Annotated in this window: 31 protein-coding genes; 7 read left to right on the top strand and 24 right to left on the bottom strand. The window is 45.6% G+C overall.

Going from position 1 to position 26854, the window contains the following annotated elements:
• Nucleotides 1-14 precede the first annotated feature (14 nt).
• Both HUJ19_RS04905 and HUJ19_RS04910 read left to right on the top strand, forming a co-directional pair.
• On the top strand, nt 15-1388 hold the full coding sequence (locus HUJ19_RS04905) for an L-serine ammonia-lyase (RefSeq protein WP_290622588.1): 1374 nt from the start codon (nt 15-17) through the stop codon (nt 1386-1388).
• Nucleotides 1389-1568: 180 nt separating this feature from the next.
• Complete coding sequence (locus tag HUJ19_RS04910) at nt 1569-2465, top strand: TIGR01777 family oxidoreductase (protein WP_290622589.1); 897 nt, start codon at nt 1569-1571, stop codon at nt 2463-2465.
• 42 nt (nt 2466-2507) lie between these two features.
• Here the strand turns inward: HUJ19_RS04910 and HUJ19_RS04915 are convergent, their stop codons facing one another.
• The 19 genes from HUJ19_RS04915 to leuC form a co-directional block, all read right to left on the bottom strand.
• Nucleotides 2508-4007 (bottom strand): amidohydrolase family protein, encoded by a 1500-nt coding sequence (locus tag HUJ19_RS04915; protein ID WP_367273970.1) that lies wholly within the window; start codon nt 4005-4007, stop codon nt 2508-2510.
• A gap of 158 nt (nt 4008-4165) precedes the next feature.
• A complete protein-coding gene (locus tag HUJ19_RS04920; protein ID WP_290622591.1) occupies nt 4166-5068 on the bottom strand; it encodes a 5'-nucleotidase in 903 nt (300 codons plus the stop codon).
• 35 nt (nt 5069-5103) lie between these two features.
• Nucleotides 5104-5832, bottom strand: coding sequence for a VacJ family lipoprotein (locus tag HUJ19_RS04925; protein WP_290622592.1), 729 nt, complete (start codon nt 5830-5832; stop codon nt 5104-5106).
• An 89-nt stretch (nt 5833-5921) separates the two neighbouring features.
• Nucleotides 5922-6707 (bottom strand): DUF2063 domain-containing protein, encoded by a 786-nt coding sequence (locus HUJ19_RS04930; protein WP_290622593.1) that lies wholly within the window; start codon nt 6705-6707, stop codon nt 5922-5924.
• Nucleotides 6708-6716: 9 nt separating this feature from the next.
• A complete protein-coding gene (locus HUJ19_RS04935) occupies nt 6717-7562 on the bottom strand; it encodes a DUF692 domain-containing protein (protein ID WP_290622594.1) in 846 nt (281 codons plus the stop codon).
• Nucleotides 7563-7633: 71 nt separating this feature from the next.
• Nucleotides 7634-8029 (bottom strand): hypothetical protein, encoded by a 396-nt coding sequence (locus tag HUJ19_RS04940; RefSeq protein WP_290622595.1) that lies wholly within the window; start codon nt 8027-8029, stop codon nt 7634-7636.
• A 151-nt stretch (nt 8030-8180) separates the two neighbouring features.
• Nucleotides 8181-9206, bottom strand: a complete 1026-nt coding sequence (locus HUJ19_RS04945) for a tetratricopeptide repeat protein (RefSeq protein ID WP_290622617.1) — start codon at nt 9204-9206, stop codon at nt 8181-8183.
• A gap of 3 nt (nt 9207-9209) precedes the next feature.
• Complete coding sequence (locus HUJ19_RS04950; protein WP_290622596.1) at nt 9210-9656, bottom strand: cytochrome c-type biogenesis protein; 447 nt, start codon at nt 9654-9656, stop codon at nt 9210-9212.
• Nucleotides 9653-10219: a DsbE family thiol:disulfide interchange protein gene (locus HUJ19_RS04955; protein WP_290622597.1), complete on the bottom strand. Its 567-nt coding sequence runs from the start codon at nt 10217-10219 to the stop codon at nt 9653-9655. Before HUJ19_RS04955 ends, HUJ19_RS04950 begins: the two co-directional genes overlap by 4 nt.
• Nucleotides 10209-12197, bottom strand: coding sequence for a heme lyase CcmF/NrfE family subunit (locus tag HUJ19_RS04960; protein WP_290622598.1), 1989 nt, complete (start codon nt 12195-12197; stop codon nt 10209-10211). Before HUJ19_RS04960 ends, HUJ19_RS04955 begins: the two co-directional genes overlap by 11 nt.
• Before the next feature lie 11 nt (nt 12198-12208).
• Entirely contained in the window at nt 12209-12688 is a 480-nt protein-coding gene (gene ccmE / locus HUJ19_RS04965) for a cytochrome c maturation protein CcmE (protein WP_290622599.1), read from the bottom strand.
• A gap of 6 nt (nt 12689-12694) precedes the next feature.
• A complete protein-coding gene (gene ccmD, locus HUJ19_RS04970) occupies nt 12695-12919 on the bottom strand; it encodes a heme exporter protein CcmD (protein WP_290622600.1) in 225 nt (74 codons plus the stop codon).
• Between the two features lie 9 nt (nt 12920-12928).
• Nucleotides 12929-13687 (bottom strand): heme ABC transporter permease CcmC, encoded by a 759-nt coding sequence (ccmC, locus tag HUJ19_RS04975; RefSeq protein WP_290622601.1) that lies wholly within the window; start codon nt 13685-13687, stop codon nt 12929-12931.
• Nucleotides 13688-13741: 54 nt separating this feature from the next.
• Nucleotides 13742-14413 carry a heme exporter protein CcmB gene (gene ccmB / locus HUJ19_RS04980; RefSeq protein WP_290622602.1) on the bottom strand — a complete coding sequence of 224 codons (672 nt, stop codon included), beginning with the start codon at nt 14411-14413 and terminating at the stop codon, nt 13742-13744.
• On the bottom strand, nt 14413-15039 hold the full coding sequence (gene ccmA, locus HUJ19_RS04985) for a heme ABC exporter ATP-binding protein CcmA (RefSeq protein WP_290622603.1): 627 nt from the start codon (nt 15037-15039) through the stop codon (nt 14413-14415). The genes ccmB and ccmA overlap by 1 nt, the downstream gene beginning before the upstream one ends.
• Nucleotides 15040-15047: 8 nt before the next feature.
• Entirely contained in the window at nt 15048-16124 is a 1077-nt protein-coding gene (gene leuB / locus HUJ19_RS04990; RefSeq protein ID WP_290622604.1) for a 3-isopropylmalate dehydrogenase, read from the bottom strand.
• A gap of 148 nt (nt 16125-16272) precedes the next feature.
• On the bottom strand, nt 16273-16593 hold the full coding sequence (locus tag HUJ19_RS04995) for a hypothetical protein (RefSeq protein WP_290622605.1): 321 nt from the start codon (nt 16591-16593) through the stop codon (nt 16273-16275).
• A gap of 22 nt (nt 16594-16615) precedes the next feature.
• The gene (leuD, locus tag HUJ19_RS05000) at nt 16616-17254 is read right to left on the bottom strand and encodes a 3-isopropylmalate dehydratase small subunit (RefSeq protein WP_290622606.1); all 639 of its coding nucleotides are present in this window, start codon (nt 17252-17254) and stop codon (nt 16616-16618) included.
• Nucleotides 17254-18687 carry a 3-isopropylmalate dehydratase large subunit gene (leuC, locus tag HUJ19_RS05005; RefSeq protein ID WP_290622607.1) on the bottom strand — a complete coding sequence of 478 codons (1434 nt, stop codon included), beginning with the start codon at nt 18685-18687 and terminating at the stop codon, nt 17254-17256. Before leuC ends, leuD begins: the two co-directional genes overlap by 1 nt.
• A 248-nt stretch (nt 18688-18935) precedes the next feature.
• Between leuC and HUJ19_RS05010 the strand changes: the two genes are divergently transcribed.
• Both HUJ19_RS05010 and HUJ19_RS05015 read left to right on the top strand, forming a co-directional pair.
• The gene (locus tag HUJ19_RS05010) at nt 18936-19802 is read left to right on the top strand and encodes a LysR family transcriptional regulator (protein WP_290622608.1); all 867 of its coding nucleotides are present in this window, start codon (nt 18936-18938) and stop codon (nt 19800-19802) included.
• A 40-nt stretch (nt 19803-19842) separates the two neighbouring features.
• Nucleotides 19843-20355 (top strand): SRPBCC domain-containing protein, encoded by a 513-nt coding sequence (locus HUJ19_RS05015; RefSeq protein WP_290622609.1) that lies wholly within the window; start codon nt 19843-19845, stop codon nt 20353-20355.
• A gap of 336 nt (nt 20356-20691) precedes the next feature.
• Here the strand turns inward: HUJ19_RS05015 and HUJ19_RS05020 are convergent, their stop codons facing one another.
• Together HUJ19_RS05020 and HUJ19_RS05025 are read right to left on the bottom strand one after the other, a co-directional pair.
• A complete protein-coding gene (locus HUJ19_RS05020) occupies nt 20692-20895 on the bottom strand; it encodes a DUF3185 family protein (protein ID WP_290622610.1) in 204 nt (67 codons plus the stop codon).
• Between the two features lie 71 nt (nt 20896-20966).
• Nucleotides 20967-22235 carry a dipeptidase gene (locus tag HUJ19_RS05025; RefSeq protein ID WP_290622611.1) on the bottom strand — a complete coding sequence of 423 codons (1269 nt, stop codon included), beginning with the start codon at nt 22233-22235 and terminating at the stop codon, nt 20967-20969.
• Nucleotides 22236-22320: 85 nt separating this feature from the next.
• Here HUJ19_RS05025 and HUJ19_RS05030 point away from each other — a divergent pair, with 85 nt between their 5' ends.
• The 3 genes from HUJ19_RS05030 to pdxH all read left to right on the top strand — a co-directional run bounded on the left by HUJ19_RS05030 (nt 22321) and on the right by pdxH (nt 24881).
• On the top strand, nt 22321-22575 hold the full coding sequence (locus HUJ19_RS05030; RefSeq protein ID WP_290622612.1) for a DUF3820 family protein: 255 nt from the start codon (nt 22321-22323) through the stop codon (nt 22573-22575).
• A gap of 205 nt (nt 22576-22780) precedes the next feature.
• Nucleotides 22781-24142, top strand: a complete 1362-nt coding sequence (locus HUJ19_RS05035; protein ID WP_290622613.1) for a DEAD/DEAH box helicase — start codon at nt 22781-22783, stop codon at nt 24140-24142.
• Between the two features lie 103 nt (nt 24143-24245).
• Nucleotides 24246-24881 (top strand): pyridoxamine 5'-phosphate oxidase, encoded by a 636-nt coding sequence (gene pdxH, locus HUJ19_RS05040; RefSeq protein ID WP_290622614.1) that lies wholly within the window; start codon nt 24246-24248, stop codon nt 24879-24881.
• A 93-nt stretch (nt 24882-24974) separates the two neighbouring features.
• On the opposite strand, the gene HUJ19_RS05045 is transcribed toward pdxH, so the two are convergent.
• From HUJ19_RS05045 to HUJ19_RS05055, 3 genes are all read right to left on the bottom strand, one after another.
• Complete coding sequence (locus tag HUJ19_RS05045) at nt 24975-25184, bottom strand: cold-shock protein (protein ID WP_012800902.1); 210 nt, start codon at nt 25182-25184, stop codon at nt 24975-24977.
• A 249-nt stretch (nt 25185-25433) separates the two neighbouring features.
• Nucleotides 25434-25670: a hypothetical protein gene (locus tag HUJ19_RS05050; RefSeq protein ID WP_290622615.1), complete on the bottom strand. Its 237-nt coding sequence runs from the start codon at nt 25668-25670 to the stop codon at nt 25434-25436.
• Nucleotides 25667-26728: a 4-phosphoerythronate dehydrogenase gene (locus HUJ19_RS05055; protein ID WP_290622616.1), complete on the bottom strand. Its 1062-nt coding sequence runs from the start codon at nt 26726-26728 to the stop codon at nt 25667-25669. Before HUJ19_RS05055 ends, HUJ19_RS05050 begins: the two co-directional genes overlap by 4 nt.
• Between the last annotated feature and the right edge of the window lie 126 nt (nt 26729-26854).

Here is a 26854-nt window from a genome sequence, read left to right on the forward strand (position 1 = left end):
TTTGAGGTTTCACCTTGGCAATTAGCGTTTTTGACATGTTCAGCATTGGTATCGGTCCATCAAGCTCTCATACCGTGGGGCCAATGCGTGCAGCTCACCGTTTCATTGAATTTTTGACCGAACAGAAGCTATTGGACTCTGTGGATCGAGTAAAAGCAGAACTCTATGGCTCGCTTGGTGCAACCGGTAAAGGCCATGGCTCTGATAAAGCGGTCATGATTGGTCTTGAAGGCCATCTCCCAGAAGATGTTGATCCCGACATTATTCCCGCACGTTTGGAAACTATTCGAAGCGAAAAAAAGATCAAGTTAAACGGCACCATAGAACTTAAATTTAACGAAGAAAAAGATCTGGTGATGCATCGTCGAAAATCATTGCCGCGCCACTCAAACGGTATGATCTTTTTGGCTTTCGATAAAGACGGCAATGAAATTGCCAAGAAAACTTACTACTCGGTTGGCGGTGGCTTTGTGGTCAACGAAGATGTTGATGCCGACACGCCAATTATGGAAGACGATACCAAGGTTAAATACCCCTTCACTTCCGCAGCAGAATTGATTCAAACCTGTAAAGACGAAGGTATTTGCATTTCGACTTTGATGCTGGAAAACGAAAAGTCTTGGCGTAGCGAGGAAGAAGTCAAAACCAAGTTACTTGAGATCTGGCGAGTGATGGAAGATTGCATTAAGCGCGGATGCAATCGCGAAGGTATTTTGCCTGGTGGTTTAAAAGTTAAACGACGCGCACCCGGTATTTATCGCAAACTAAAATCAGATTCGAATGAGAATGATGTTTTGCGCGCCATGGATTGGGTTGACCTTTACGCACTGGCCGTTAATGAAGAAAATGCAGCCGGTGGCCGAGTAGTCACAGCGCCAACCAATGGTGCAGCGGGCATTATTCCAGCCGTTCTCTTTTACTTTATGCGCTTCCATCAAAATGCTGATGAGAAAGCAGTTATTCGCTTCCTGCTAACTGCTGGTGCCATTGGTATTTTATATAAACTCAACGCTTCGATTTCTGGTGCTGAAGTTGGTTGTCAGGGCGAAGTAGGCGTAGCCTGCTCAATGGCCGCTGGAGCACTGACCGAAGTGATGGGCGGCAGTCCACAGCAGGTAGAAAATGCTGCAGAAATCGGCATGGAACACAACCTTGGCTTAACCTGCGATCCAGTTGGTGGATTAGTTCAAGTTCCCTGTATTGAACGTAACGCCATGGGCTCGGTAAAAGCTATTAACGCTGCTCGCTTAGCACTACGCGGTGACGGTGAACACAAAGTATCACTCGATAAAGTCATCAAAACCATGTGGGATACCGGCATGGATATGCGTGACAAATATAAAGAAACCGCCCGTGGTGGTTTAGCGGTTCATATTATTGAGTGTTAGTGGTTGATTTTTTTCCTTGGGACAACTCATGAGTTGTCCCTACTCTTACCTCCTATCTTCCCAACATAATCATCTCAAACCGATAAAGTAATACCTACCAAAATATCTAACCTCTTCACTTACTTTGCATAGTCAGCTTGCTATACTAATTTAACGTCTTAATGGCTATTGAGGGATTATATGGAAACGGTTTTAATTACGGGTGGCACTGGTTTTATTGGTCGTAATTTGATTCCTTTGTTACAGAAGGATAATTACAAGATTGTCGTTGTCAGTAGAACTCCTTCAAAGTATCAGGATGATTTCTTTTTTAAGCATGTTGAGCTGGTGGAACGTATCAGTGATGTTAAACATGCTGATGTTGTGATTAACCTCGCCGGTGCGAATTTGGCGGCTAAGCGCTGGAGTGATCAATACAAGCAGGAAATAGTTAATAGCAGATTAGATACCACCAGACACCTGCTGAGCTGGATCGAGAGCACGGAGAAAAAGCCGCACACCTTGATAAGTGGCTCGGCTATTGGTTATTACGGTGCTCGGGGTAATGAAACACTGGATGAGGGTTCGACCTCTGGAAGTGCTTCTGACTTTCAGGTGAGGCTGTGCAGCCAATGGGAAGATGCCGCTTATCAGGCCGAAGCTTTTGGGGTCCGTGTATGCTGTATCCGGACTGGGGTTGTGCTCGGTGACGAGGGAGCTCTACAACAAATGCTATTGCCTTTTAAACTTGGCCTTGGTGGCAAGCTTGGCTCTGGTAATCAATACTTTTCATGGATTCATATCCAAGATCATGTTCGAGCGGTCAAACACTTGATCGACAATGACAGCCTGACTGGCGCTTTCAACTTAACCGCTCCCAACCCTGTCACCAATGAAACTTTAACTAAAACTCTGGGTAAGGTTTTAAGCCGTCCAACTTTTATGACGGTACCTGGTTTTGCGCTAAAACTTGCGGTAGGTGAAATGGCTCATATTTTATTGACTGGGCAAAGAGTGATTCCAAAGAAGCTGCAGGAATCCGGTTTTAAGTTTGAGTATGCGGAGCTTGAGCAGGCTTTAACTCACATTCTCAAATAAGCAATCCTCTGCATCATGCAGAGGATTGCTGCTGAATAAAAATCACTTAGTCAGTTTGGCTTTCTCAACTATTTCCTTAACGTCTTCTCGCAATTGTTCAGCATCAAAAACGATGCCGTCTTTAATGGTGTATTTAACACCACCGACACGCTGAGGAACATTATCAAGTCCTAGGCGATAATGGCCTGTGCCATACAATACTTTAAAGTTGGCAATTGGGTTTTCATCAACGATGACCAGGTCGGCAAGCTTGCCTGGGCGCAAAGAACCAATTTTATCGTCCATACCCAGAGCTTCTGCGCCATTTAAAGTGGCTGACTGAATAACTTCAAGCGGGTGAAAACCGGCTTCCTGTAGTAATTCGAACTCACGAATCAAACCAAAACCAAAGATTTTGTAGATATAGCCTGTATCAGAACCCGTAGTAACGCGCCCACCATGATTTTTATAATCATTCAGAAAACTCATCCAGATACGGTAGTTTTCTTTCCAGTCGATCTCGTTCTGGGTAGTCCAATCGAAAAAGTATGAGCCATGGGAATGACGATTAGGTTCGAAGAACTCGAGTAGTTTCGGATGGGTATAATCGTCATGCCACTCAGCCTCACGCTCACGCATAACATCACGGCTGGCTTCATAGATAGTTAGTGTGGGATTAATAGTAAAATCGAGCTGGATCAACTCATCACGCACAGCATTCCAGCGCTCACTACCCTTCTCGGCAGCCTGTTGCCATAAACGGCCAGCCTCTGTAAAGCGGTGCGATTCATCGTTGTAGTTATATTCGAGCGGATAATCCTGAATAGTCTTATCGGTAAACAAGGCTTCCGGCAGACCATACCAATGCTCCATGGAAGTTAAGCCCAGACGTGCTGAATCCAGTGCATTGGTACCATACACGTTCAGTTGCGCATGGTGCATCATAGTGCCTAAACCCTGCTTACTGGCTTCATCCAATGCTGCTTCCATCATGTCTTCTGGCAGGCCAAAAAACTTAATCCCAGCGGCACCTTCTTTTGCCACATGACGTACCCACTTACGTGCTTCTTTGGGGGTAGTAATTTCTTTGTCCCAGCCCATGCCAAAGCCAATGTAAGGCACAATGCGTGGCGCAGTAATCTTGTTCTGCTGACTGAGCTTTTGATGTTTTAAAGTCCAATCAAGGCCGTTAAAACTGCCAGGTTCACGAATAGTTGTAATACCATGGGCAAGCCAGAGCTTAAATGGGTATTCAGCTGGTAAACCATCAACACTGCCCGCAATGTGTGCATGCATATCAACAAAGCCGGGTAATACATAATGGCCACTGATATCCATGACCTTATCGCTTGGTCCAGCTTTGGGTCTTTTAGATTCATCAATGGAAACACCCGGCGCACCCACTGAGCGAATACTTTTGATAGTGTTACCTTCAATAATGATATCCACTGGGCCAGTTGGCGGAGCGCCTTCACCATTGATGATAATGCCACCACGGAGAATGAGTCGATCATAAGGACCTTCGCCTTCGGCTCTCTCTGGAGCATCGACAGTGGCTGCCAATGACGTAAAGCTTGCAAAACAGAGAAGTGATGAGAGGAAGTATTTGATACTGATATTCACACTGATACCTTGCGGGTAATTCTAAAAGTACCCAGCAAGATGCCCGAATCAGGGTTAAATATCAAGAAAGGAGGTGTAACTAAATCTTAGTAGCCCAGCTACTTTTTATTTATTACACCATTCGGTACATGCCCACTGGCAATATGTTCTCTGGCTCGCTCAATATGACCTTCCTGATCATCGAAGAATACATCGGCGCCAAAGGCTTTAAGGAAGCGAGTCTTATCCATACCGCCCAGAAATAAGGCTTCGTCAATACGAATATCCCAGTAACGGAGTGTCCGAATCACGCGCTCATGTGCAGGAGCTGAGCGAGCTGTCACTAAAGCAGTACGGATTGGGCAGTCTTCGGTGCCAAACTCTTTCTGTAGTTTATGCAGCGCTGCCAGGAAGTTTTTGAACGGCCCACCTTCAAGAGGTTTCTGAGCTGATGCTTTTTCGTGTTTGGTAAACTCTTCCAGTCCTCCGCTTTGGAAAATTTGCTCCGACTCATCGGAAAACAATACCGCATCGCCATCAAAGGCAAACTTGATAATATCACTCTCGTTGCTCGCCTGCGTTGGTGCTACGATAGTTGCTGCAGCTATTCCTGCTTCTATCGCCTGGGTAACATCAACCGGGTTGGTTGAGAGGAATAGGTGCGCACCAAATGCTTCAGCGTATAGGTAGGGGCTATTGCCAGAGGTGAAAGCGGCACGGGTTATATGCAGTCTATGATTTTCAATCGAGTTAAAAACACGAAGTCCGGTATCAGCACTGTTTCGAGAAAGGAGAATCACTTCAACACGAGGTTTGTCTTCTGCCCCTTCATTCAGAGCCAGAAGCTTGCGGACCAGACCAAATGCAGCGCCAGGTTTAAGTAGCTCATCTTCGTGATCGATTTGATATTGGGCGTAACTGTTTACGCCACTTTCCATATAAATACGATGGCTCTCTGCCAGGTCAAACAAGGCAGTTGACGATATGGCAATAACCAGTGTGTCTTTAAAGTCCATCGGCATGGCTTAATTATCCTGCAAGTATTACTTCGATTAAACTACCAGTCTTCACAATCTTCTTCAAACTCACAGTCATCCTCAATCGGAGGACGACCGTCATAGATCAGGAATTCACGTCGCTGCAAATAGGCATCTCGAACCAAAGAATATTCATCCAGCGCCTGCTCCAACTGTTCTTCGAGTGGCAGTAACTCGGCACGTGTCTGCACCAAATCTAACGCCCTCAAGCTCCACTCAGTTTGCGAATCATCCATTTCATCATAAGGACTATAAAGGGCAATCTTATCTACCGCGAAGCCAATCCCATCTCGCGCAGTGGATGGACCGATAAATGGCAACATCAGGAATGGTCCTGAATCGAATCCCCAAGCGGCCAATGTCTGACCAAAGTCTTCTTCTTCTTTCTTCAGGCCCATTTCTGTCGCAGGATCAAGAAAGCCAGCCAGGCCAAGGGTGCTATTAATCAGGAAACGTCCTGTATCGCGCCCAGCCTTACCAAACTTGGCCTGTAGAATATCGTTAATAATAGTCTCGATTTCACCCAAGTTGCTGAAAAAGTTAGAAATTCCCTTCTCAATAGGATCGGGAGTAATCGCCTGATACCCTTCAGCTGTCGGCTTAAGAATAGCTTTATCAACCGCGCGGTTAAATTCCCAGACACCTCGGTTATATTCTTCATAGGGATCTTTGGGATTCTTTGAATCAGTCGTGGCACAAGCTGATAAGGTCAAAATACTTAGAACCAATATCAATCGGTTAAACTTCATTATCTTATCCTTCGGTATTTCAATGGCGCAATGATAAAGGTTTCAGTGGTTTTGCGCTAGTTTTGTTCTTTTGGGTTTTTGACACCGCCTCAAGAGTTGGTGCCCAGTATAACATCACGTTGCAACAGGCTATCCAGCATCTGCTTGCCACCCTCAATGAGCTGCTGCGGATTCGGAAACTGGGTTTCTTCGGCAAGCTGTTGCAGTGCCTGCTTACCGGTTATCTGTTTGCTCTGCTCAAGATGCTCAAGGAAGATTTGCAACAATCGGTAAGTGAACAGATTGGTTTCCATAAACTCAATCTTATGCTTGCGATCACGGCAGATAATCAGGAAGCTTGGCTGCTCAGGCTTTTCTTCGGGTATATAAGCTTTGCCGATGCGATGAACGGGGTATTCATAGACATTGGCAGCGGCAAGTGGCGAAATCACAATATTCTGCTCAAACAGATCCCCGTTTCTATCATGTGGAATGGCCAGAATATCTTCTTTATTGGCGAGCAATGCCACTTCCATCCATTCCCAATGAGCAAGCTCCAGCATAAACGGATAATCATCCTGCTCAGGCTCACGATGCTCTGATAGATAATTTAAAAACTCAGCGGATATCTCTGCAAAGTATGGCGAGTGAGCGCGGTAATCGGTAAAAAAGGCACGAACCATTCGATGCCATTTATCATCTGGCGTTAGAGAGCGCAAAATGGGGAAACTGTTAGCGCAGAAATTTTGCACATTGTTATAAAACAAATCCTGATAAATCTTCATACGACGGGCTTCTATGCCTTCTGGAGCTTGAAACTTGGCAGGGTTACGAAGGTTTTTGGCAAATTCAAATTGAATCTGTTGAAATTTGGGTAGCTCAGAGTGCTTGTTCATCGTAAACCTCTAAGCAATAGCAGCGGGTACTTGCTGATATTTAGTTTGCAGAGCTTTAATTTGCTCTACTTCTTGCAACAGCTTGTCCATTGAAGGGATATTGAAGTCACGCTCCAATAAAGTCGGGAATACGCCAAATTGCTCATAAGCCAAATCCAGCAATTTCCAGACCTCCGGCTTCACATCCGAGCCGTGGGTATCCACTTTGAGATCCTCGGCTTCATCATAATGGCCGGCAATGTGGCCATAAGCTATGCGCTCTTTGGGCAACGCTTTAAGAAATTGCTTGGGGTCATACCGATGATTAATGCTGTTGACGTAGATATTATTGACGTCTAACAACAACTTGCAGTCAGCCTCTTCCAAGACGGCTAACAAAAACTCCAGTTCAGTCATTTCCTGCCCGGGCGCGGCATAATAAGAAACGTTTTCCATGGCAATTTTCTGGCCAATAATATCCTGCACATGCTTAATGCGGTTTGCGACGTAATGAACCGCTTCTTCGGTAAAAGGAATAGGCATCAGGTCATACATATGACCATCATCGCTACAGTAACTTAAATGCTCGCTGTAGCATTGAATGTCATAAGTCTTGATGAACTCCGCGACCTGTTTGACGAAATCTGTATCCAAAGGCGTTGGGCCGCCGATTGAAAGCGACAAGCCGTGGATTACAAAGGGAAATCTTTCCGCGTAGCGCTTAAACTGTTCTTTTAAGCGGCCACCATAGGGAATCCAGTTTTCAGGAGCCACTTCCATGAAATCAACACTAGACTGATCCAAAGCTTCATACTCATCAAGAAAATCTCGACGAAGTCCTAAACCAGCACCTGTTATCAGTTTCTGTTGTTTCACTACTGCTCCATACTATTGGTTGAAGGAAAAGTGGCGACAGAAGTCGCCACTGGTTTGCTCAATATCTGTGATTAGCTAGCGCCACCGCACTTGCCTTCACCACATTTACCTTCGCCACATTTACCTTCTTTGGCTTTTTCGGCTTTTTCTTCGCCGCATTTGCCTTCACCACACTTACCTTCGCCGCATTTGCCTTCTTCAGCTTTTTCGGCTTTTTTCTCGCCACACTTACCTTCACCGCACTTGCCTTCTTCAGCTTTCTCGGCTTTTTCTTCACCGCACTTACCTTCACCACACTTGCCTTCGCCATCTTTACCATGGCCATCAAACATAGAAAGGTTGTAACCAGACTGAAGGTCGTTCAGAGTAAATGGGTTGTCGCCGGCGCTTGCAGTACCAATTGCTGCTGAGGCAGCTAGTGAAGCAGAAACGACTACAGCTAATTTAGTTTTATCTTTGTTTAACATATGACATGACTCCTAACTTGTTGTTTAAAAAGTGTTCTTAACATCGAACATTCGGCTATTAGAGTAACCTATTCGCTATTTGTTACATAGCTTAACAACAAATTTCCACTATTCCCTGTGAAAGTCACGTCAAAACGAGGAAGGATCAAACTTAATTCACAGTTTGATTGATCTCAATGTGAAATTGTTCACCAGGTGTCAGCTTATTAAGCAGCTCCGTTCTACCGAACCGGTCGCCACTACCCGGTTGGGCAATCCCTTCAACCGATAGCCTGACTTCAACGATAACATCTTCAGCCTGCCATAGCTCCACATCGGGCAGCATGACATCACCGGGGGTTAGCAAAACACCATCATTAAGCTCAGACAGGGCAACAGAACGTACGGCAACTGGCGGCCCACCGGCGTAAGAGCGAACAAGCACAAAAGCCTTGCTAAACTTCTCAAGCGGAAGTTCAGACAAGTTATCGACAAACACACGAATATTGTTGGTCTGTTGCAGTTTTAATTGATGTTCGGCACGCGCGATCTGCTCACGCATCAACTGTGCAGACTGACTTTCAGGGTCACGCATCTCAAGAAGGCGTTGCCAATAATCAATGGCACCCTGATAATTCTGCTGCTTAAACTGATTCACCCCCTGCATCAGCAAGGCGCCTTCATGGTTTGGTTGCTCCATGAGAACCAGGCCAATATGGCGGTCTGCTCTTTGATAGGCTGCCGGGTCATCAGACTCCAGGAAATATTGCGCCACCTGTAGGCGGCTGGCATCCGTAGGCTCGAGATCGATGGCGCGAACAAACGCCTGATCCGCTTCATCCAGTTCTCCGAAGCGCAAGAAAATCTGACCCAACTGTAACCATTTCTCTTTGTTCTCAGGATCCAGCTCACTGCGTAGGCGTAATTCAGTTAAAAACTCCAGTGCAGTGATTTCTTGCTGTTGTGCTTTTTCAGCCAGCTCAACCAGGGATAATTCAGCGAAAGATTCGTGCTTTTTTGACAGCTGCTCAAGCTCTGAGTGGGCGCCCATATTGAAGTAAATAAAGAGCCCCAGAAAACTACAGGCCAGCAACATACCCACATACAACAGCTTTCTATTCGAGCCTTTAAAGACCCCACTGAATAACCAGGCAGCCCAAACCAGAACAATTAAGGTTAACAGGATCCAAGCAATCATCAATTATTCACCTTTGTCGTTTGAAGGGCTGGCATTAGCGTCTGTATCATCCTCTTCCGAAGTCACTTCACGACGCCCTACTCTGGCGACCACTACCGCTAAAATGATCAGGAAGATAATCAGGGGAGAGAACCAGAGGATGTAATTAGCCGGCTGTAAAGGGGGGTCATAAAGAACAAAGTCACCATAACGTTCCTGCATATAAGCCAGGATCTGACGCTTGGTTTCGCCCGCCTTAATTTTCTGCTGAACGATATAACGCAAATCACGAGACAAAGGCGCATCGGAATCGGCAATAGTCTGATTCTGACACTTGGGGCAACGCAGCTCATTGATGATTTCGTAATAGAGTTTTTCCTGCTCTTCGTTATCAAACTCATAAGTTTCAATAACAGCATGCGCAAGTTGCACCATCAATAGGGCACAAAAAATTACGATTAATTTCTTCATTCGGCAGCCTCCAGTTCCTTCAGATCGGGGTCCAGTTCCTTGATCTTTGGCAGAATCACAGTGTTCCACACTCTATCGTCAATAACGCCCACATAGCGGTCATGAATCACGCCATTACCATCAACAATAAAGGTTTCAGGCGCACCATAGACCCCTAGGTCGATACCCATGGTTCCTTCTTCATCGGCAATCGAAAATAGGTAAGGATCGCCGCCTTTTTGCAGATACTTAAGCGCATCAAGGCGCTCATCTTTATAGTTCAGACCAATAATCGGGATTGGATACTGATTGGCAAACTTCACCAGATATGGATGTTCAACATGACATGACACGCACCAGGTTGCCCAGACATTTAACAGAAAAGGCTTTTTCGGCAGGTCCTGGTTAGTAAAGGTTTCTTCTGGATTATGCAGATTACTTAAACGAAACTCAGGCACCTGCTTGCCGATTCGTTGTGATGGCAGCTCAGTTGGATCTGAGCCTAACGAAAACCAGAACACAATCACCAGCGCTGTAAAAATCACAATCGGGATCGAAGTGATAAGAATCTTTTTATTGGCCATCAGCAATAGCCTCCTGAGATGCTTTCTTCTTAAATTTCTTCTCGCGGTAGCGCTTGTCGGTCATGGCCAAAATGCCACCTAAAGCCATGAAAATTGCACCTAACCAGATCCAACGCACAAAAGGTTTGTAATAAACACGAATGGCCCACGCAGAATTATCCAGTGGCTCGCCCATGGCAATATAAACGTCTCGGAACAAACCTGGGTCAATAGCAGCTTCAGTCATCACCATTTGCGAAGCATTGTAGCGACGTTTTTCTGGTTTTAATTCAGCAATAAAATCGCCTGACTTTGACACATCAAAAATAGCTTTTGATGAAATGTAGTTCGGCCCCTGAATATTTTTAAAGTCCTTAAAGTGAACCGACAGCCCTTCTACCTCTACAGTCTCACCAATCACGATGCGAATATCTTTTTCAATACTATAGTAAGAAGTCAAAACGACGCCCAACGTAGTAACGGCGACACCAATATGCGCCAGAATCATCCCCCAGTAGCTGCGGCTTATTTTGCGCATACCGGCCATACGAGTCTGACTTTTCGCAGACTGTAATTGAATATATTTGACAGTGCCAGCAATAACCCAGAGACCTAGAATCGTGCCAAGAATTGCCATAGGTTCAATATCGGTAAAGCTGAAGCCGTTAAGGCCAAAAGTCAGTAGCAGACCTAAGAAGATGCAACTTAAGAACCACCAAACATACTTTTTAAGCAATGCAGGAAGATCGTCTTTTTTCCAGCTAATTTGCTGACCCAATGGCATCAGTAGCAGAATCGGAATAAAGAACACCGAGAACATCAAATTGAAATAGGGAGGGCCTACTGATGACTTACCATCGGTAAATGCTTCCACCATCAACGGGTGCAATGTGCCAACCAATACCACGAAAGTTGAAACGGCAAGTAATGCATTATTAAACAGCAATGCTATTTCGCGCGACACCAGAGTGTAATTGGATTGCGAACGAACCTTGCTTGATTGAATCGCGTAAAGCAGTAATGAGGCACCGACCACTATCGCCAGGAATACCAGAATAAATTTACCGCGCACCGGGTCATTGGCAAATGCGTGCACCGAGGTTAAGACTCCGGAACGAACCAGGAAGGTTCCCAGCAGGCTTAAAGAGAAAGTTAAAATGGCCAGCAACACAGTCCAGGACTTGAATGCCCCACGTTTTTCCGTCGCTGCCAAGGAATGAATCAATGCAGTCCCGGCCAGCCACGGTAAGAAGGAGGCATTCTCAACCGGATCCCAGAACCACCAGCCGCCCCAGCCGAGCTCGTAATAAGCCCACCAGCTTCCCAGCGCGATACCGAGTGTCATAAAAATCCAGGCAACCGTTGTCCAGGGACGCGACCACTTGGCCCATTTATGATCCAGCTCACCCTGCAATAAACCGGCAATAGCAAAAGCAAACACCACCGAAAAACCCACATAGCCCATGTACAACATTGGCGGATGCACAATCAGACCGAAATCTTGAAGCAGCGGATTCAAATCAGCGCCATCAATCGGCATAAAGGGTAATTCGCGCTCAAACGGATTGGATGTGAATAAAGTAAAAGAAACAAAACCAACGGCAATCAGGCCCATAACGCCAAGTACTCGGGCAATCATGGTATCCGGCAAAGACTTACTGAACTTTGACACAGCAAAAATCCAGCCCGTTAAAATCAATACCCAAAGTAACAAGGAACCTTCATGCGCACCCCATACCGCAGAAATGCGATAGTAAATGGGTAACTGCGTGTTGGAATGACTGGCGACATAAGCTACCGAAAAGTCATTCTGGATGAAGGAGATGGTCAGGCAGACAAAACTGGCCAGCATTAATAAGAAGATACTAGTCGACGCTCGGTGCGAGAACTGAATTAAACCTTTGTGATTGGTGTGCGCACCATAAAATGACAAGGTACCCAATAAAATGGCGTTAATAAACGCCAAAATGAGGAAGAAATTACCGAGTTCAGGTATCAAGGGAGAACCTACTAGTATTTGTCTGAAGGTTGTTTGGACTCATCACCATCGCGTGGCTGCATGGGATGACCATACTTTTGCAAAGACGCTTCTACTTCTGGTGGCATATAAGTCTCGTCATGTTTGGCCAGCACCTTAGTCGCGACCAATTTGTTCTGATCAACCAATTGCCCCTCAGCAATGACACCCTGCCCTTCTTTAAACATATCCGGCAGGATATTGTCATAAGTGATCATCATCTGGCTCTGGTTGTCAGTGATTTTAAACTCGACGTAAAGCTTTTCTCCAGAGCGCTCGATTGAGCCAGGAACCACCAGGCCGCCGACACGAATGGTTTTGTTTAAAGGTGCGTTACCTTCTTTAACTTCGGTGGGTGCGTAGAAGTGGTTGATGTTCTCATTCAAGGCAAAGAGGATCAGTGCGATAGCGCCAGACAATAGAATCAGGCCAGCAAGAATTGCGATAAGTTTGTTACGACGATGTGCTTTCATAAATCTTTAATCTCGTGATTCGGCTTTTTCAACTTTAAGTTTGCGAGCTTTAGCTTGGCTGCGGCCAGAATCACCGGAATTGAGCTCAGATTTTACTTGGCTACGCAGAGATTTCAATAAATATCGGAACCAATAGAATAAACCTAATAAAACCACAAAAGTGACAATATAACTCGACCAGACATAGGCGCCATGCTTGCCCATAAAGATAAACTCATGAAAACTATTCATTTATAAACCTCACTTGTGTCCGTTCTGGCCAGCGGCCCACTCGGCAACCCAGCGTGACTTCTGTTCGCGCATTAAAATCTCAACGCGTAAACGCATAATCACCAGACCAATAAACATCAGGTAGAATGCACCAATCATGATAAACAGCGGCACCTGAAACTCAGGAGCCAGCGCGCCTTTTTGCGTCACTGAATAGCCCTGATGCAGCGTGTTCCACCATTTCACTGAGAAATAAATGATTGGCACGTTAATGACACCAACGATGGCCAGAACAGAAGCGGCTTTGTCCGCTTTAGCGCGTTCTGCGAAGGATGAATGCAGGGCAATAAAGCCTAAATATAGAAATAGCAACAATAGTTCAGAGGTCAGGCGCGCATCCCATTCCCACCAGGTTCCCCAGGTAGGCTTGCCCCAGACGGCCCCGGTAAACAAAGCAATGAAGGTCATGGCAGCACCAATCGGCGCAATTGCACGGGAAGCGGCGAAAGCCACCTTCATCTTCCATACCAGGCCAATAATCGAAGCAATGGCCATAATCACATAGCCAACCATGGATAACGCAGCCGCTGGCACATGAATATACATGATACGGACCGTGTGGCCTTGGCCCTGGCGCGCTTCAATTGGCGAAGCCCATAACGAATAATACAGGCCAATGCCCAATAATATCAGGGTGCCAGCCCAAATCCAGGGAAGCCATTTGGAGGATTTTTCAAAGAACCACTTAGGAGAACCGAGTTGATGAAACCAACGCCAACGAGAAGCCATTAATTGTAAACCTATTGTCAGTCAGTCTTTAATTGGCAGTCGCTTGCTGTGAAGCTAACTTACCGAAATTTTCAATGCGCGCCCAGCTGCAAAGGGACTTACCACCAGCGCAATCATTAAAAGTGCAGCCAAAATTGCAAGTTGGCCATTATAGCTGAAATTTTCCAACGATGCTGTAACTGTTGAAGTGCCAAAAATCAAAATCGGAACATACAACGGCAACACCAGAATCGCCACCAACATGCCGTTACGATTAGCGGCCAGAGCCAGACTCATACCAATTGCACCGATTAGACACAGAGTTGGCGTTCCCAGCAAAAGGCTCAACATCAGGACCCAAGTATGAGTGGAATCGGTAAAGCCATGATTGATCTGCATCAAAATACCGAGCAATGGTGAGATGATGACCAGAGGCAAGCCGGTTAACAACCAATGAGCCAGAATTTTGGCGCTGGCAACCTGAGTAGGCCCCGCAATCAACAGGGTCTGCTCCAACGAACCATCCTGATAATCGCTGCGATAAAACTGCTCCAGCGATAGAAGCGTTGCCAACAAGGCTGCGACCCAGATAATACCGGGTGCAATCTTTTGCAGGGTCGGCGCTTCAGGGCTCACCCCAAAAGGAAACAGGCTGACTACCATAACAAAGAAAAACAGAGGAATGACGATGCCAATCCAGTTGCGGCGAGCCACCATTAGCTCTCTTTTCAGTAAGGCGCTAAACATCAGTGCTCGATCCCTATTCGCTGATCAATTGCCAGCTCTGCGATTTCATGGTGTGAGGTAAACAGCACCACCCCACCCTGTTTAGCAAAATCTTGAATCAAGTTTGCCAACCAATGACGAGTTCCCTTATCCAGATTGACAAAAGGCTCATCCAGAATCCAGATTTTAGCTGGCTCAATGACCAGCCGGCACAATGCCACCTTATGTTGCTGCCCAGCAGACAGTTCAGCAAAACGACGATTCTGCAACTGGCCAATACCCAATTGCAATGTTGCCTTATCAATCAGGGCCCTGGGATCCTTAACGCCCCGTAAGTGCGCATAAAAGCTCAGGTTTTCGTAAATAGTCAGCTCCGCCTTCATGGATAAGGCGTGAGCCAGAAAGATCAGATCTTGGAAGTATTCAGAATCAAGACTGGTGATAGACTGGCCATTCCAATGAATTTTGCCGCTGTCCGCTTGCAGCAAGCCAGACAGACAACGCATAAGACTGGTTTTACCAGCACCATTTTCACCATAAAGATAGGTAACAGTCGAAGGCGCCAACTCAAGTTCAGCGCCTTCCAACAAAACGTGCTCAGCACGCGATATGGTCAAATCAGAGGCCAATAAGCCTTTGTTTGTCATAGTGACCCTTATTTCAGAGCAGCCAATACAGCATCGCCCATTTCACTGGTCGATACCAATTTCATGCCGTCAGTATAAATGTCACCAGTGCGGTAACCTTGATCCAGGACAGTAGAAACTGCATTTTCAATTTTATCTGCCAAGGCTTCTTCGCCAAAGCTGTGACGGAGCATCATCGAAACCGACAAAATAGTTGCTAATGGATTGGCTTTGTTCTGACCAGCAATATCCGGCGCACTACCATGAATCGGCTCATACATCCCCTTGCCATTGGCATCCAAACTAGCCGAAGGAAGCATACCAATCGAACCGGTCAACATAGCAGCACAATCTGACAGAATATCACCGAACATATTGCCGGTTACCATCACATCAAACTGCTTTGGCGCGCGCACTAACTGCATGGCAGCGTTATCTACATACATGTGCGTCAACTCGACTTCAGGATACTCTTTACCCACACGAGTCATCACTTCGCGCCATAACTCTGTCACTTCAAGCACGTTCGCTTTATCCACTGAACATAAACGCTTATCACGTAACATGGCCGCGCGGAAAGCCACATGAGCAATACGCTCAATTTCGCTTTCACTATAAACGTAAGTATTAAAGCCTTCACGCTCGCCATTACCCTTGGTACGAATGCCGCGAGGTTGACCAAAATAAATACCGCCGGTTAGCTCACGAACGATCAACACATCAAGACCAGAAACCAACTCAGGTTTTAAGCTCGAAGCACTCGCCAATTGTGGATACAGAATCGCAGGTCGCAAGTTGCCGAACAACTCTAATTCAGAACGCAGTTTTAGCAACGCCTTTTCAGGACGAACCGCAATTTCATACTGTTCCCACTTAGGACCGCCAACCGCACCTAATAACACAGAATCCGCCTGACGCGCTTTCTCAAGCACCTCATCAGTCAAAGGTACGCCATGCTCATCAAAAGACGAACCGCCCACCAACGCAGACTCATAAGTCATATCCAAACCATGATCAGCAATCAACGCATCCAACACACGAGTCGCCTGACCTACAATCTCCGGACCAATACCATCGCCCGGTAATACCAAAATTTTCTTAGTCATCTTGTTACTCTACTCTTTGAGTTTTGTAGAACGGTGCGTCACGACGCACCCTACATTAAACAGTTAACCGTAGGTCGGAAAAGGCTCGGAACGAGTCGCCTTCCGACACTTATTGTTGGATGGCGCTTCGCTTATCCAACCTACGTATTTATTTATCTGGGGTAATACAGAAATACAACTTTGCTTTGTCGTTTTCTGGTTTTTTATCCCAATCCACTTTCGCTTCTGAGATAGTAGTCTTCATAAAAGCAACAGTTGCTTCATCAGATAACTCTGTCAGGTCAGCAGTACCTTGATGATCTTGAGAGAGCTCTAAGTTACCGTCTTCATATAAAAGCCAACCTTCCCAACCAAGTATACGAATTCTCAATTGGTCAAAAATCGATACTAACTCCAAAGCATCCGCATAAGAAACTATGAACTCTTTCTCTGAAACAGATCTACTTTTTATGCTCTGAAGACTACTCACGATAAGCTCTCAAATTAGTGGATTATGAAAACAACCAGGGCGCTCTTTCGCGTCTCTTGTTTTCATACTCAGTTATCGCCGCTTCTTGCTGCAAAGTAATACCAATATCATCAAGGCCATTCAACAAGCTGTGTTTACGGTCTGGCTCAACTTCAAATGTAATCACTTCGCCATTGGGTCGCGTGATGGTTTGCTGCTCGAGGTTGATATCCAGCTTGTAACCTTCATTAGCTTCAGTTTCTTTAAACAGCAAATCAACGGTATCGTGATCTAAAACTATCGGTAAGATACCGTTTTTGAAGCAGTTATTGAAGAAGATATCGGCGAAACTTGGTGCTATAACAGCTTTGAAGCCGTAATCTTCTAATGCCCATGGCGCGTGTTCACGGCTTGAGCCACAACCAAAGTTTTCGCGCGCCAGTAGAACTGATGCCCCCTGATAACGCGGAAAATTCAAAACGAAGTCTGGGTTAATCGGACGCTGTGAATTGTCCATACCCGGCTCGCCATGATCCAGATAACGCCATTCATCAAATAAGTTCGGGCCAAAGCCACTGCGCTTAATGGACTTCAAAAACTGCTTAGGAATAATAGCATCGGTGTCGACGTTGGCACGGTCTAATGGCACCGCTAAGCCAGTATGCTGTGTAAAGGCTTCCATTAGTGAGCACCTCCAGTAATCGGTTGTAATTCTAATTCACGGACGTCAGTAAAGTGACCATAAACAGCCGCCGCGGCAGCCATTCCAGGGCTTACCAGATGGGTACGTCCACCCTGCCCCTGGCGACCTTCGAAGTTACGGTTTGAAGTTGAAGCACAATGCTCGCCTGGCTCCAGACGATCAGCATTCATCGCCAAACACATGGAACAGCCTGGCTCACGCCACTCGAAACCTGCTTCAATAAAAATCTTGTCCAAACCTTCCGCTTCCGCCTGCTCTTTGACCAGACCGGAACCTGGAACCACCATCGCCAATTTAACACTGGCCGCCACTTTGCGACCTTTGGCCACCGCTGCTGCTTCGCGCAAATCCTCGATACGAGAGTTGGTGCAGGAACCAATAAAGACTTTATCCACTGGAATTTGCGTGATCGGCATATCCGCTTTCAAATCCATGTATTTAAGAGCCCGCTCAATGCCCTCTTTCTTAACAGGATTTGCTTCATTGGCTGGATTAGGAATAGTGCCAGTAACTGGCTTAACCATTTCTGGTGAAGTGCCCCAGGTTACTTGCGGAATGATGTCTTCGGCTTTCAATTCAACCACTTTGTCAAAGTGCGCATCGGCATCGCTTTTCAGCTCACGCCATGCCTTAACCGCCATCTCCCAATGCTCACCTTTTGGTGCGAACGGACGACCTTTAACATATTCAATCGTTTTATCATCAACAGCAACCAGACCAATTCGCGCCCCGGCTTCGATGGCCATATTACAGATGGTCATGCGACCTTCCATTGATAAGTCTTCGATCGCAGAACCGGCAAATTCCATCGCATGGCCATTACCGCCCGCAGTACCAATTTCGCCAATAACGGCCAATACGATATCTTTAGCGGTGACGCCATGACCTAGCTTGCCATCAACTTTAATGAGCATGTTCTTCATTTTCTTCTGGCGTAAACACTGAGTCGCCAAAACATGCTCAACTTCAGATGTGCCGACGCCGAAAGCCATAGCACCAAAAGCACCATGCGTTGCAGTATGCGAATCGCCGCAGACCATAGTGATGCCCGGCAATGTATAACCTTGCTCAGGGCCAATAACATGCACGATACCCTGGCGAATATCGTCCATCTTAAATTCGGTCACGCCATATTCATCACAGTTATCATCCAAAGTCTGCACCTGAATACGTGAAATCGGATCGGCAATGCCCTTTGTTCTGTCGGTAGTAGGAACATTGTGATCAGGCGTCGCCAGATTAGCTTCGATACGACGAGGTTTACGACCCGCCAGTTTCAAGCCTTCGAAAGCCTGTGGCGAAGTCACTTCGTGGAGAAGTTGACGGTCAATATAGATTAGCGCTGAACCGTCGTCATTTTGTGCAACAAGATGGTCATCCCATAACTTGTCATAAAGAGTTTTTGCTGCCATTTGGCACCTCTATATATCTAAAAAAGAGTATCTAAAAAAAGCGTCTTTATAAAAAAAGTACGTATAAAAAAGAGTTTGAATTAAGTTGATGTCTACCATCAGGTTTACCTGCTCATTATGCTGTTATTACGCAAACGCAGGCACGAGAGCGTCCTGACAGTGACAACTATCACTTGAGCATGATAGAACTTCGCCTATAATAACTCAAATTCATTATTTTCATTAAATTAATAACTAATAGGAATGACATGGATACGGATTTACTGAGAACCTTCTTAAGCGTTGCCAGCATAGGTTCCTTTACCCTGGCTGCCAAAAAACTACAGCTGACTCAACCAGCTCTGAGCAAACGCATTAAAAGACTGGAAGCCATCGTCGGCACCAACCTGTTTGACCGTGTCGGCAACCATGTGATCGAAACCGAAGCTGGGCGGCTATTACGTGAGCAGGCTCCAGCTATTCTCGGCGACATAGATAGCACATTACAGGAAATCCGCGATCTGACAGGTAAAGTCAGCGGTCAGCTGCATATCGGTACCAGCCACTATATTGGATTGCACCTGCTACCCGATTACCTTGAACAATATATCGACACCTACCCAGAGGTCGATCTTAACATCGACTTTATCGACTCAGAACTGGCTTATGATCGCGTGCTCAGCGGCGATCTTGAACTGGCATTGCTAACCTTCCCCAATCAGGCTGATACACGACTGAATCATCAGCTCATCTGGCAGGAAGCTCTGCAAATCGTCTGCCACCAGGATTATGAGCTACTCAGTCACGGCAACCCCATGAGCCAGCTCAGTAACTACCCCTGTATTTTACCGCCAGCTCATACCTTCCCACGCGAACTGTTTGAACATCAACTGGAAACGCTTGGCGTACATCTCGGCAAAGTAAAAACAGCAAACTATCTGGAAGTTATCGCCAAACTGGTCGCCTGTAAAATGGGCTGGACCTTGCTACCCGAGCGATTGGTTAGCAAGCCATTAACGGTCATCAGCGAGGAAAAACACCTATCGGTACGCAGCATGGGCATCATTTATCGTACCAATAAAACCCTCTCCAATGCCGCTCAGGCGCTGGTAGATTTGTTGCATCAATCGCAGTAATCTAGAGTTTGTTAACCTAAAACCAGAACAGGGAATCACTATGAAAATAATAGCCCTCATACTTATCTTATTCACGGCAACGGCATCGCAGGCCGAAGTCACAGAAGTTTCAGAGCAACATTTCGTCATCAGTATAAACACCACCATTGATGTTCCAAGCAGCGAAGCCTATGACCAGTTTGTTCAGATTGGTGAGTGGTGGCAGGACAGTCATACCTGGTTTGGCGACGCCTCAAAAATGATCATCGAATCCAAAGCTGGCGGCTGCTTTTGTGAACGCAATGGAGAACAACAAGCACTGCACATGACCATATCACAAATTATCCCCGGCAAAAGCATCCACATGACAGGCGGCCTCGGCCCACTGAGCTCCCTCGCCGTCAACGGCTACATGACATGGAACTTTGAAGCAACCGAAGACAACACAACAAGCCTAAAACTCAACTATCGAGTAACCGGCTTTGTGAATCAGAAAACAGCAGACTGGGCAAAAGCAGTGGATGGCGTATTGATGCAGCAGGTGAGCAATCTAAAGACTAGATTTGAGGATTAGAATAAAGCTCTTTATATAGCAGAATTGCACCAGTAATCCCCTTTTGATTGAGCTGAGTAGTAGCCAAGACATAGCAATTCAAAACAGGACGTTTTGAATAGTAAAATTCGGGCCAGGGATGGAACGTATTTTACGGTGCGTTAAGTGGCTTGGTGTATACGAAGGCAGTTGAGCGTAGCGAGACCTCAATCACGGGGTGGTCTTCTTTTGATTACTTTTCTTGACCACTCAAGAAAAGTAATTCGCTGAGTAGCGAAAAACACCTTAAAGGAATGAAAGTCACTGGATACCGCGGTCGAGCCGCGGTATGACAGAAAAATTACAAACTCCTGAAATTTACTTCTTCCCAAACGCCAATTGCAAAACCCCAATCAACCCTAAAGCCCCACCGCCAATCATGAGCCAGGTGGCTTTATCAGAAAAAGCTCCTGTTGCAAATTCTCTGACTTGCTCAGTTGGAGCTTGCGACATATTGTAGCCCCAGATGAACAGTGCGATACCAACTGCTAATAGAACTAACGCTATAATTTTCTTGTTCATTATTGCTTCCCCTATTTGATGATAGTTGATGTGTTCACCAACTATCATAATGAAATTCAAGGAGTTAGCAATTATTGTTGCTGGGCATGGTTCTCAACTTGAGTCCAAACTCGAAGCAGGTTACCGGATAAAATCTTGGCAATCTCTTCTTCGCTATAGCCTCGTACCAGCAGACCTTCAATCAGATTAGGATAAGTTGCCACGTCTTTTAAACCTGTTGGCAGGCTGTCGCCGACACCGTCATAATCTGAACCGATGCCGACATAATCAACACCAACCAATTTAATCACGTGGTCGAAATGATCCAGCACTATCTCAAGGTCTGCAAACTCAAATGGTTTCTCTTCACGATACTGCTTAGTGAAGTTCATAACACTTTCATGTTCTGCAGTAACACCATTTTCTTCCATGAATTTCTGACGAGCTTCTTTATAGGCATCATAGTTATCGCGTGATGCTTGCGAAACAAAAGTTGAGCCAAAGTTGATAAAAATAACTCCACCTTTTTCTGCCAAAGCTTTAATCATTTCATCGCTCATATTGCGCTCGAAACCAGGCGTATAATGACGGGCTGATGAATGACTGGCTATGACTGGAACTTCAGACACTTCAAGTACATCGTAGAAGGCCTTGTCCGACAGGTGCGACACATCCACCATCATGCCCAGACGGTTCATTTCCTTAACCACTTCGCGACCAAAATCGCTCAAGCCATCATTCGGGCGTGCTTCATCATAAGAAGAATCCGACAAGTGGTTGCTCAGTGAGTGAGCCAAAGTAATGTAGCGAATGCCACGGTCGAAAAAATATTCCACATTAGCTAAATCGCCTTCTAGTGGTGAGCCATTTTCCATACCCATCGGCAGTGACATAAGGCCCTGTCTAAAATTACGCAACAAATCGCCCGGCGACATGGCAAGAGCAAATTTGTCCGGTGCATCAGCTACCATTTTCTCAACCATATCAATCAGCTGCTCAGCCTGCTCCTTGCTACCGTCCTTCTTTTCCAGATCCGCTGGCGTATAAATCGACATGAAAGGCGCATCCAGACCACCCTTAACGGCGCGTGGGTAATCAAAATCACCACCCTCGGTTGCAACACTCACATCCTCATACTTCTCCAGCAAACGATGAGGAACATCAACATGAGTATCGGCAATCAGGTATTTTTTACTGATTTCTACTGCTTTAGCGCTGTAATCTACAGGCTTATCCGCAACTTCTACTTGAGCCACCACCTCAGTCTTAACTGGCTGCTCAACGGCCTCTTCCTGCTGGCAAGCAGTCATAGCACTTAACGAAATAGCTACGGCTAATGTACTCAGAAATCTCTTTTTCATGGGTTCTCTCTGTATCTTTGCTTGACATTAAAACTTAATAGCATCATAAACACTCGTATCCAGATTGCAATCTACAGAGCGACAAATGCCCCAAGCAGAACAACCACAGAAGCCCCAGCAAGAGCTTATTGATGCCGTTAATCAAGTGATGCCCTTCGGCAAATATCAGGGTAGACGCCTGCTTGAGTTGCCCGAACCCTACCTGGTCTGGTTCCATAAAGAAGGATTTCCTGATAATAAGCTGGGCCGTCAATTGGCGCTTATTTATGAGGTAAAGCTCAATGGGCTTGAAGGCATGCTGAAGCCGTTGCTAAAGAGAAAGGCGCAACGAAATACGTAGGGGCGAATTGTGTTCGCCCTAAATTACTTTACAGTACGGACAATAATTACTTTGCCGTACGGACAACTCATGAGTTGTCCCTACAAACCCTACAATAGAAAACGGCCCCTTAGACAGCAATACTTGCTATAAATAGCATTAAAAATGAACACCCCACAAAATTTAATGCTAAAATGGCGCCAGTTATTTTCAACCGGTTATTCACGTGTCAGATACATCTATATTTCAGGAACTCCATTCTGGATTACAAAAAGCGTTAGAAAAATTAAAGCATCACACTCCGACTGAAGTTCAGGAGAAGACCATTGAGCCTATCCTGGATGGACAAGATCTGATGGTCAGTGCTGAAACTGGATCTGGTAAAACTGCGGCTTTTTTGCTGCCAATTATTCATAAGCTGCTGGAAAAGCCATCGCCTCATACCAGCACTCGCGTTTTGATTCTGGCACCGACCCGTGAGCTTGCGCGTCAAATCAATAAGCAGGCCAAAGATCTGGCACAATTTACTTCAATCAAAACCGGCTTAATCATCGGTGGCGCCGAGTACAAATATCAGCAATCAATTTTCCGCGACAATCCAGAAATTATCATTGCCACCCCTGGCCGCATGCTGGAGCACTGCGAAAAGGAAAGTTGTGATCTGAATGACCTTGAATACCTGGTCATTGATGAAGCAGACAAAATGTTTGAAATGGGCTTTAGCGATGATGTCCAGGCGATCGCAGGTTACTGCAATTCTGAAAGACAGACTCTGTTCTTCTCTGCCACGTTAAAGACTAAAGGCATCAAGCACTTAACCGATTATCTGATGGATGAGCCGCAGGCCATCGTCCTTAATTCCTTTGAAGCCAAAAACGATGCCATCGAGCAATTTATCATTACTGCCGATGATCTGGTGCATAAGGAAAAACTGACTCAATGGTTACTTGCTAACGAAGACTATCGAAAAGCCATTGTGTTCTGTAACACCAAAGAGCAGGTTGATCGTTTAGGTGGCCTGATTCGTTACCACAAAATTGCGGCAGGAACACTGCATGGCGATATCTCGCAAAGTGTGCGTAACCATGTCATGACTCAGTTCCGTGACAGTAAAATTAAAGTACTTATTGCTTCGGATGTTGCTGCACGTGGTATTGATGTTAAAGACATCGATCTGGTCATCAACTTTGATATGGCGCATAACGCCGAAGATTACATTCACCGCATTGGCCGTACCGCACGTGCTGGTGAAACTGGCACAGCCATTTCTTTAATCAGCCATCGCGAATGGAATTTGATGGTGACTATTGAAAAAGCTATCAGCGGCAAATTCCAGTTAAGAACCATTAAAGAGCTGCCAGCAAAATACAAAGGTCCTAAAAAGCTTAAGGCCAGCGGTAAAGCTGCCGGCAGCAAAAAGAAAAAAGATAACGGTAAAAAGTTAACCGCTCGGGAAAAGAAACGTCTAGAGAAAAAGCAAAAGAAAAAAGTCACTGGATCATCGACAAGCTCCACTGATAAGCCCAAAAAGAAGTTTGGTGCGGTCATGGTTGATTCCGGCGATGCGCCGATGAAGAAAAAATCCTGATTCAGCAGGACTACAGCCAGCGGGCAAATTGATTAAGGGGCTTGCACTTTACTGTAACGAGCCCTTTAATATCAGAACAACTTTACACGATTGAAACGATACTATGGCAATAGATGATTTGCGTCGCGAATATCTGCTAACCAAGCTTCAGCGTTCGGATCTGGCGGATAACCCCATTGACCAATTTCAGTTATGGTTGCAGCAGGCAATCGACTTTGATCTGAATGATCCTACAGCTATGGTTCTTGGCACCGTGGATGAGAATCACTCGCCAAGCCAACGCATTGTTCTACTTAAAGATCTAAGCGATAAAGGTTTTGTCTTTTATACCAATAGTCAAAGCCAGAAAGCACAACAGATAGCTCAAAACCCGAATGTCAGCCTGCACTTCCCTTGGCATAAGATGGAGCGCCAGGTTTCGATCAAAGGTGTCGCCGAGAAGCTTGGTATTAAAGAAACGTTAGCATACTTTGCTAAGCGGCCACGCGAGAGCCAAATCGCGGCCTGGGCATCGCAACAGAGCCGGCCAATCAAGAGTCGAGAATTACTGCTCCAGCAGTTTGAAAAGATGAAAGCAAAATTTGCTCAGGGTGAAGTGCCCTTACCTGATTTCTGGAGTGGCTATCGAGTTAAGCCTTCAAGCATTGAGTTTTGGCAGGGAGGCGCTCATCGTCTGCATGATCGGTTTCTTTATACTGCTACTGACAATGGCTGGAATATTGAACGCTTGATGCCCTAACTATTTATTAGCACTTTTCAGTCAGGCATAAAAAAAGCAAGCACCAGGTGCTTGCTTTTTCGTATTACGATTTAATACTGTTGTTAATCAGTATTAAAGAGCAGTAATGTTTTCAGCTTGTGGGCCTTTCTGGCCGTCAGTCAAGGTAAACTCAACTTGTTGACCTTCTGCCAAAGTTTTGAATCCAGAGCTAGCAATAGCGCTGAAATGAGCAAAAACGTCTGGACCGTTTTCTTGCTCGATAAAACCAAAACCTTTAGCTTCGTTGAACCATTTAACGGTTCCTTTAACTGTTTTAGACATAATAAATATCCTGTAATTTAAATTGGGCTTTTTTACCCAGATATAATGGTGCCTTCATGAGGCATGAATAGCGTGAAATACTGGCTGAGAATTTTGAAACTACAGAACGGAGTACTACGAATAAAACTGCGATTTGGAGTGTATAAATACTTAGGTCATTCTTTCTAGCTGTGGTCAGCTTATAGTAGTTTGAACTATTGTCAACATATATCGTACTAATAACACTTTTATTTTACGGGGCGGGAAAACTCAACTTCGATAAATATCCACCAACAGCACGATAAAGCCGCCTATCATACTGATTAACCCAGCAATTACGATAAAGAGCGCCACCAATCCGGCAAACACCTGGAAGCCGCCTTCTGGCAAAAAAGCCGAACCCCACAGCAGTGGTAAACCAATAAACAAGGCCATGGCAAAACTTAAACTGATGATTTTCCAGCCTCGCGGCATGCGGCTGGTAATGATGTATTCAATCGGGTTCACGCTAACTCCAAAAATTCTAATCGCTGCGGGTAATTTTTTCGCAGGTTATCAAACTCCTCAGCAATAGTCGCCCCTGCTTGTCGCATTTGCTCATCATCTTGCCGAATATCATAAAATGGTTGAAGACTTTGATAGAGCCTTTCTGGCTCACTAAACACCTGAGCTGGAGCAGTCCACTTAGGTGCTTGCGGCAGTAATTCCTTAAGTGTTACCTCAGACTCAATACCCTGCCACTGACAAAAAGCCTGATACAACTGATAGGTGCCACGAATTTTGCCTTCCTGCGTGTAACCAGCAATATGCGGTGTTGCGATTAGAGTTTCATCCATCAGCTCAATATTGACCCGCGGTTCATGCTCCCACACATCAAGAATGTAATCGATATCCTTGCCGGATCGCTTCATCTTCAATGCAGCAATGTTGTCGAGCACTGCACCGCGTGAGCTGTTAATCAGCAAACTGCCAACTTTCATTGCAGCAAGAAAATCTTGACCGATTAAGTGGTGAGTGGGACGTTCGCTCTGAGTTATTAGTGGTACATGGCAAGTCACCACATCACATTGCTGGATGGCTTCCAATGATACAAATTGGCGCGTATCCCCCTGCGCTTCTAATGGTGGATCATTGAGAACATAATCAATTTCTAACAACTCCAAAGCCTGGACAACTTTCGAGCCTACATTGCCTGCACCAATAATTCCCACGCGACAATCGGACAGCTGCTTATTGCGAATTTTAGCCCAGTAAGAAATAGCCACTAAAACATACTCTGCCACCGCCTGTGCATTGCAGCCGGGGGCATAGGCAAAATGAATTCCCTGCTCTGCTAAATAGTCCCGATCAATATGGTCAGTACCAATGGTGGCGCTACCGACAAACTTGACCTTACTGGCTTGTAGTAAGCTTTGGCTTACCTTAGTCACTGAACGGACTAAAAGAACATCCGCATCAGCTAGATGCTCGGCGGTTATTTTTCGACCAGCGATTAACTGCACCTCGGCAAATGGCTCAAATAACTCTTTGACCAAAGGCATATTTTCATCAGCAACAATTTTCATCGGTAACTGTCTGACCTTCACACAAAACTCATAATTATTTGGGTATTGTAGCGATATCTATTAGAATTACGACTGAAACGACCGCAGAGTAAGATAAATGTCTGATAAATTAGAAAACCTATACCG

This window comes from Kangiella sp. (assembly GCF_014762745.1).
Taxonomy (GTDB): Bacteria; Pseudomonadota; Gammaproteobacteria; order Enterobacterales; family Kangiellaceae; genus Kangiella.

Coding starts and splice junctions, on each gene's coding strand:
- HUJ19_RS04910 (WP_290622589.1), top strand. CDS start 1,569: ATGGAAACGGTTTTAATTACGGGTGGCACTGGTTTTATTGGTCGTAAT.
- HUJ19_RS04920 (WP_290622591.1), bottom strand. CDS start 5,068: ATGCCGATGGACTTTAAAGACACACTGGTTATTGCCATATCGTCAACT.
- HUJ19_RS04925 (WP_290622592.1), bottom strand. CDS start 5,832: ATGAAGTTTAACCGATTGATATTGGTTCTAAGTATTTTGACCTTATCA.
- HUJ19_RS04930 (WP_290622593.1), bottom strand. CDS start 6,707: ATGAACAAGCACTCTGAGCTACCCAAATTTCAACAGATTCAATTTGAA.
- HUJ19_RS04940 (WP_290622595.1), bottom strand. CDS start 8,029: ATGTTAAACAAAGATAAAACTAAATTAGCTGTAGTCGTTTCTGCTTCA.
- HUJ19_RS04945 (WP_290622617.1), bottom strand. CDS start 9,206: ATGATTGCTTGGATCCTGTTAACCTTAATTGTTCTGGTTTGGGCTGCC.
- HUJ19_RS04950 (WP_290622596.1), bottom strand. CDS start 9,656: ATGAAGAAATTAATCGTAATTTTTTGTGCCCTATTGATGGTGCAACTT.
- HUJ19_RS04955 (WP_290622597.1), bottom strand. CDS start 10,219: ATGGCCAATAAAAAGATTCTTATCACTTCGATCCCGATTGTGATTTTT.
- ccmE (WP_290622599.1), bottom strand. CDS start 12,688: ATGAAAGCACATCGTCGTAACAAACTTATCGCAATTCTTGCTGGCCTG.
- ccmD (WP_290622600.1), bottom strand. CDS start 12,919: ATGAATAGTTTTCATGAGTTTATCTTTATGGGCAAGCATGGCGCCTAT.
- ccmC (WP_290622601.1), bottom strand. CDS start 13,687: ATGGCTTCTCGTTGGCGTTGGTTTCATCAACTCGGTTCTCCTAAGTGG.
- ccmB (WP_290622602.1), bottom strand. CDS start 14,413: ATGTTTAGCGCCTTACTGAAAAGAGAGCTAATGGTGGCTCGCCGCAAC.
- ccmA (WP_290622603.1), bottom strand. CDS start 15,039: ATGACAAACAAAGGCTTATTGGCCTCTGATTTGACCATATCGCGTGCT.
- leuB (WP_290622604.1), bottom strand. CDS start 16,124: ATGACTAAGAAAATTTTGGTATTACCGGGCGATGGTATTGGTCCGGAG.
- leuD (WP_290622606.1), bottom strand. CDS start 17,254: ATGGAAGCCTTTACACAGCATACTGGCTTAGCGGTGCCATTAGACCGT.
- leuC (WP_290622607.1), bottom strand. CDS start 18,687: ATGGCAGCAAAAACTCTTTATGACAAGTTATGGGATGACCATCTTGTT.
- HUJ19_RS05010 (WP_290622608.1), top strand. CDS start 18,936: ATGGATACGGATTTACTGAGAACCTTCTTAAGCGTTGCCAGCATAGGT.
- HUJ19_RS05015 (WP_290622609.1), top strand. CDS start 19,843: ATGAAAATAATAGCCCTCATACTTATCTTATTCACGGCAACGGCATCG.
- HUJ19_RS05020 (WP_290622610.1), bottom strand. CDS start 20,895: ATGAACAAGAAAATTATAGCGTTAGTTCTATTAGCAGTTGGTATCGCA.
- HUJ19_RS05025 (WP_290622611.1), bottom strand. CDS start 22,235: ATGAAAAAGAGATTTCTGAGTACATTAGCCGTAGCTATTTCGTTAAGT.
- HUJ19_RS05030 (WP_290622612.1), top strand. CDS start 22,321: ATGCCCCAAGCAGAACAACCACAGAAGCCCCAGCAAGAGCTTATTGAT.
- pdxH (WP_290622614.1), top strand. CDS start 24,246: ATGGCAATAGATGATTTGCGTCGCGAATATCTGCTAACCAAGCTTCAG.
- HUJ19_RS05045 (WP_012800902.1), bottom strand. CDS start 25,184: ATGTCTAAAACAGTTAAAGGAACCGTTAAATGGTTCAACGAAGCTAAA.
- HUJ19_RS05055 (WP_290622616.1), bottom strand. CDS start 26,728: ATGAAAATTGTTGCTGATGAAAATATGCCTTTGGTCAAAGAGTTATTT.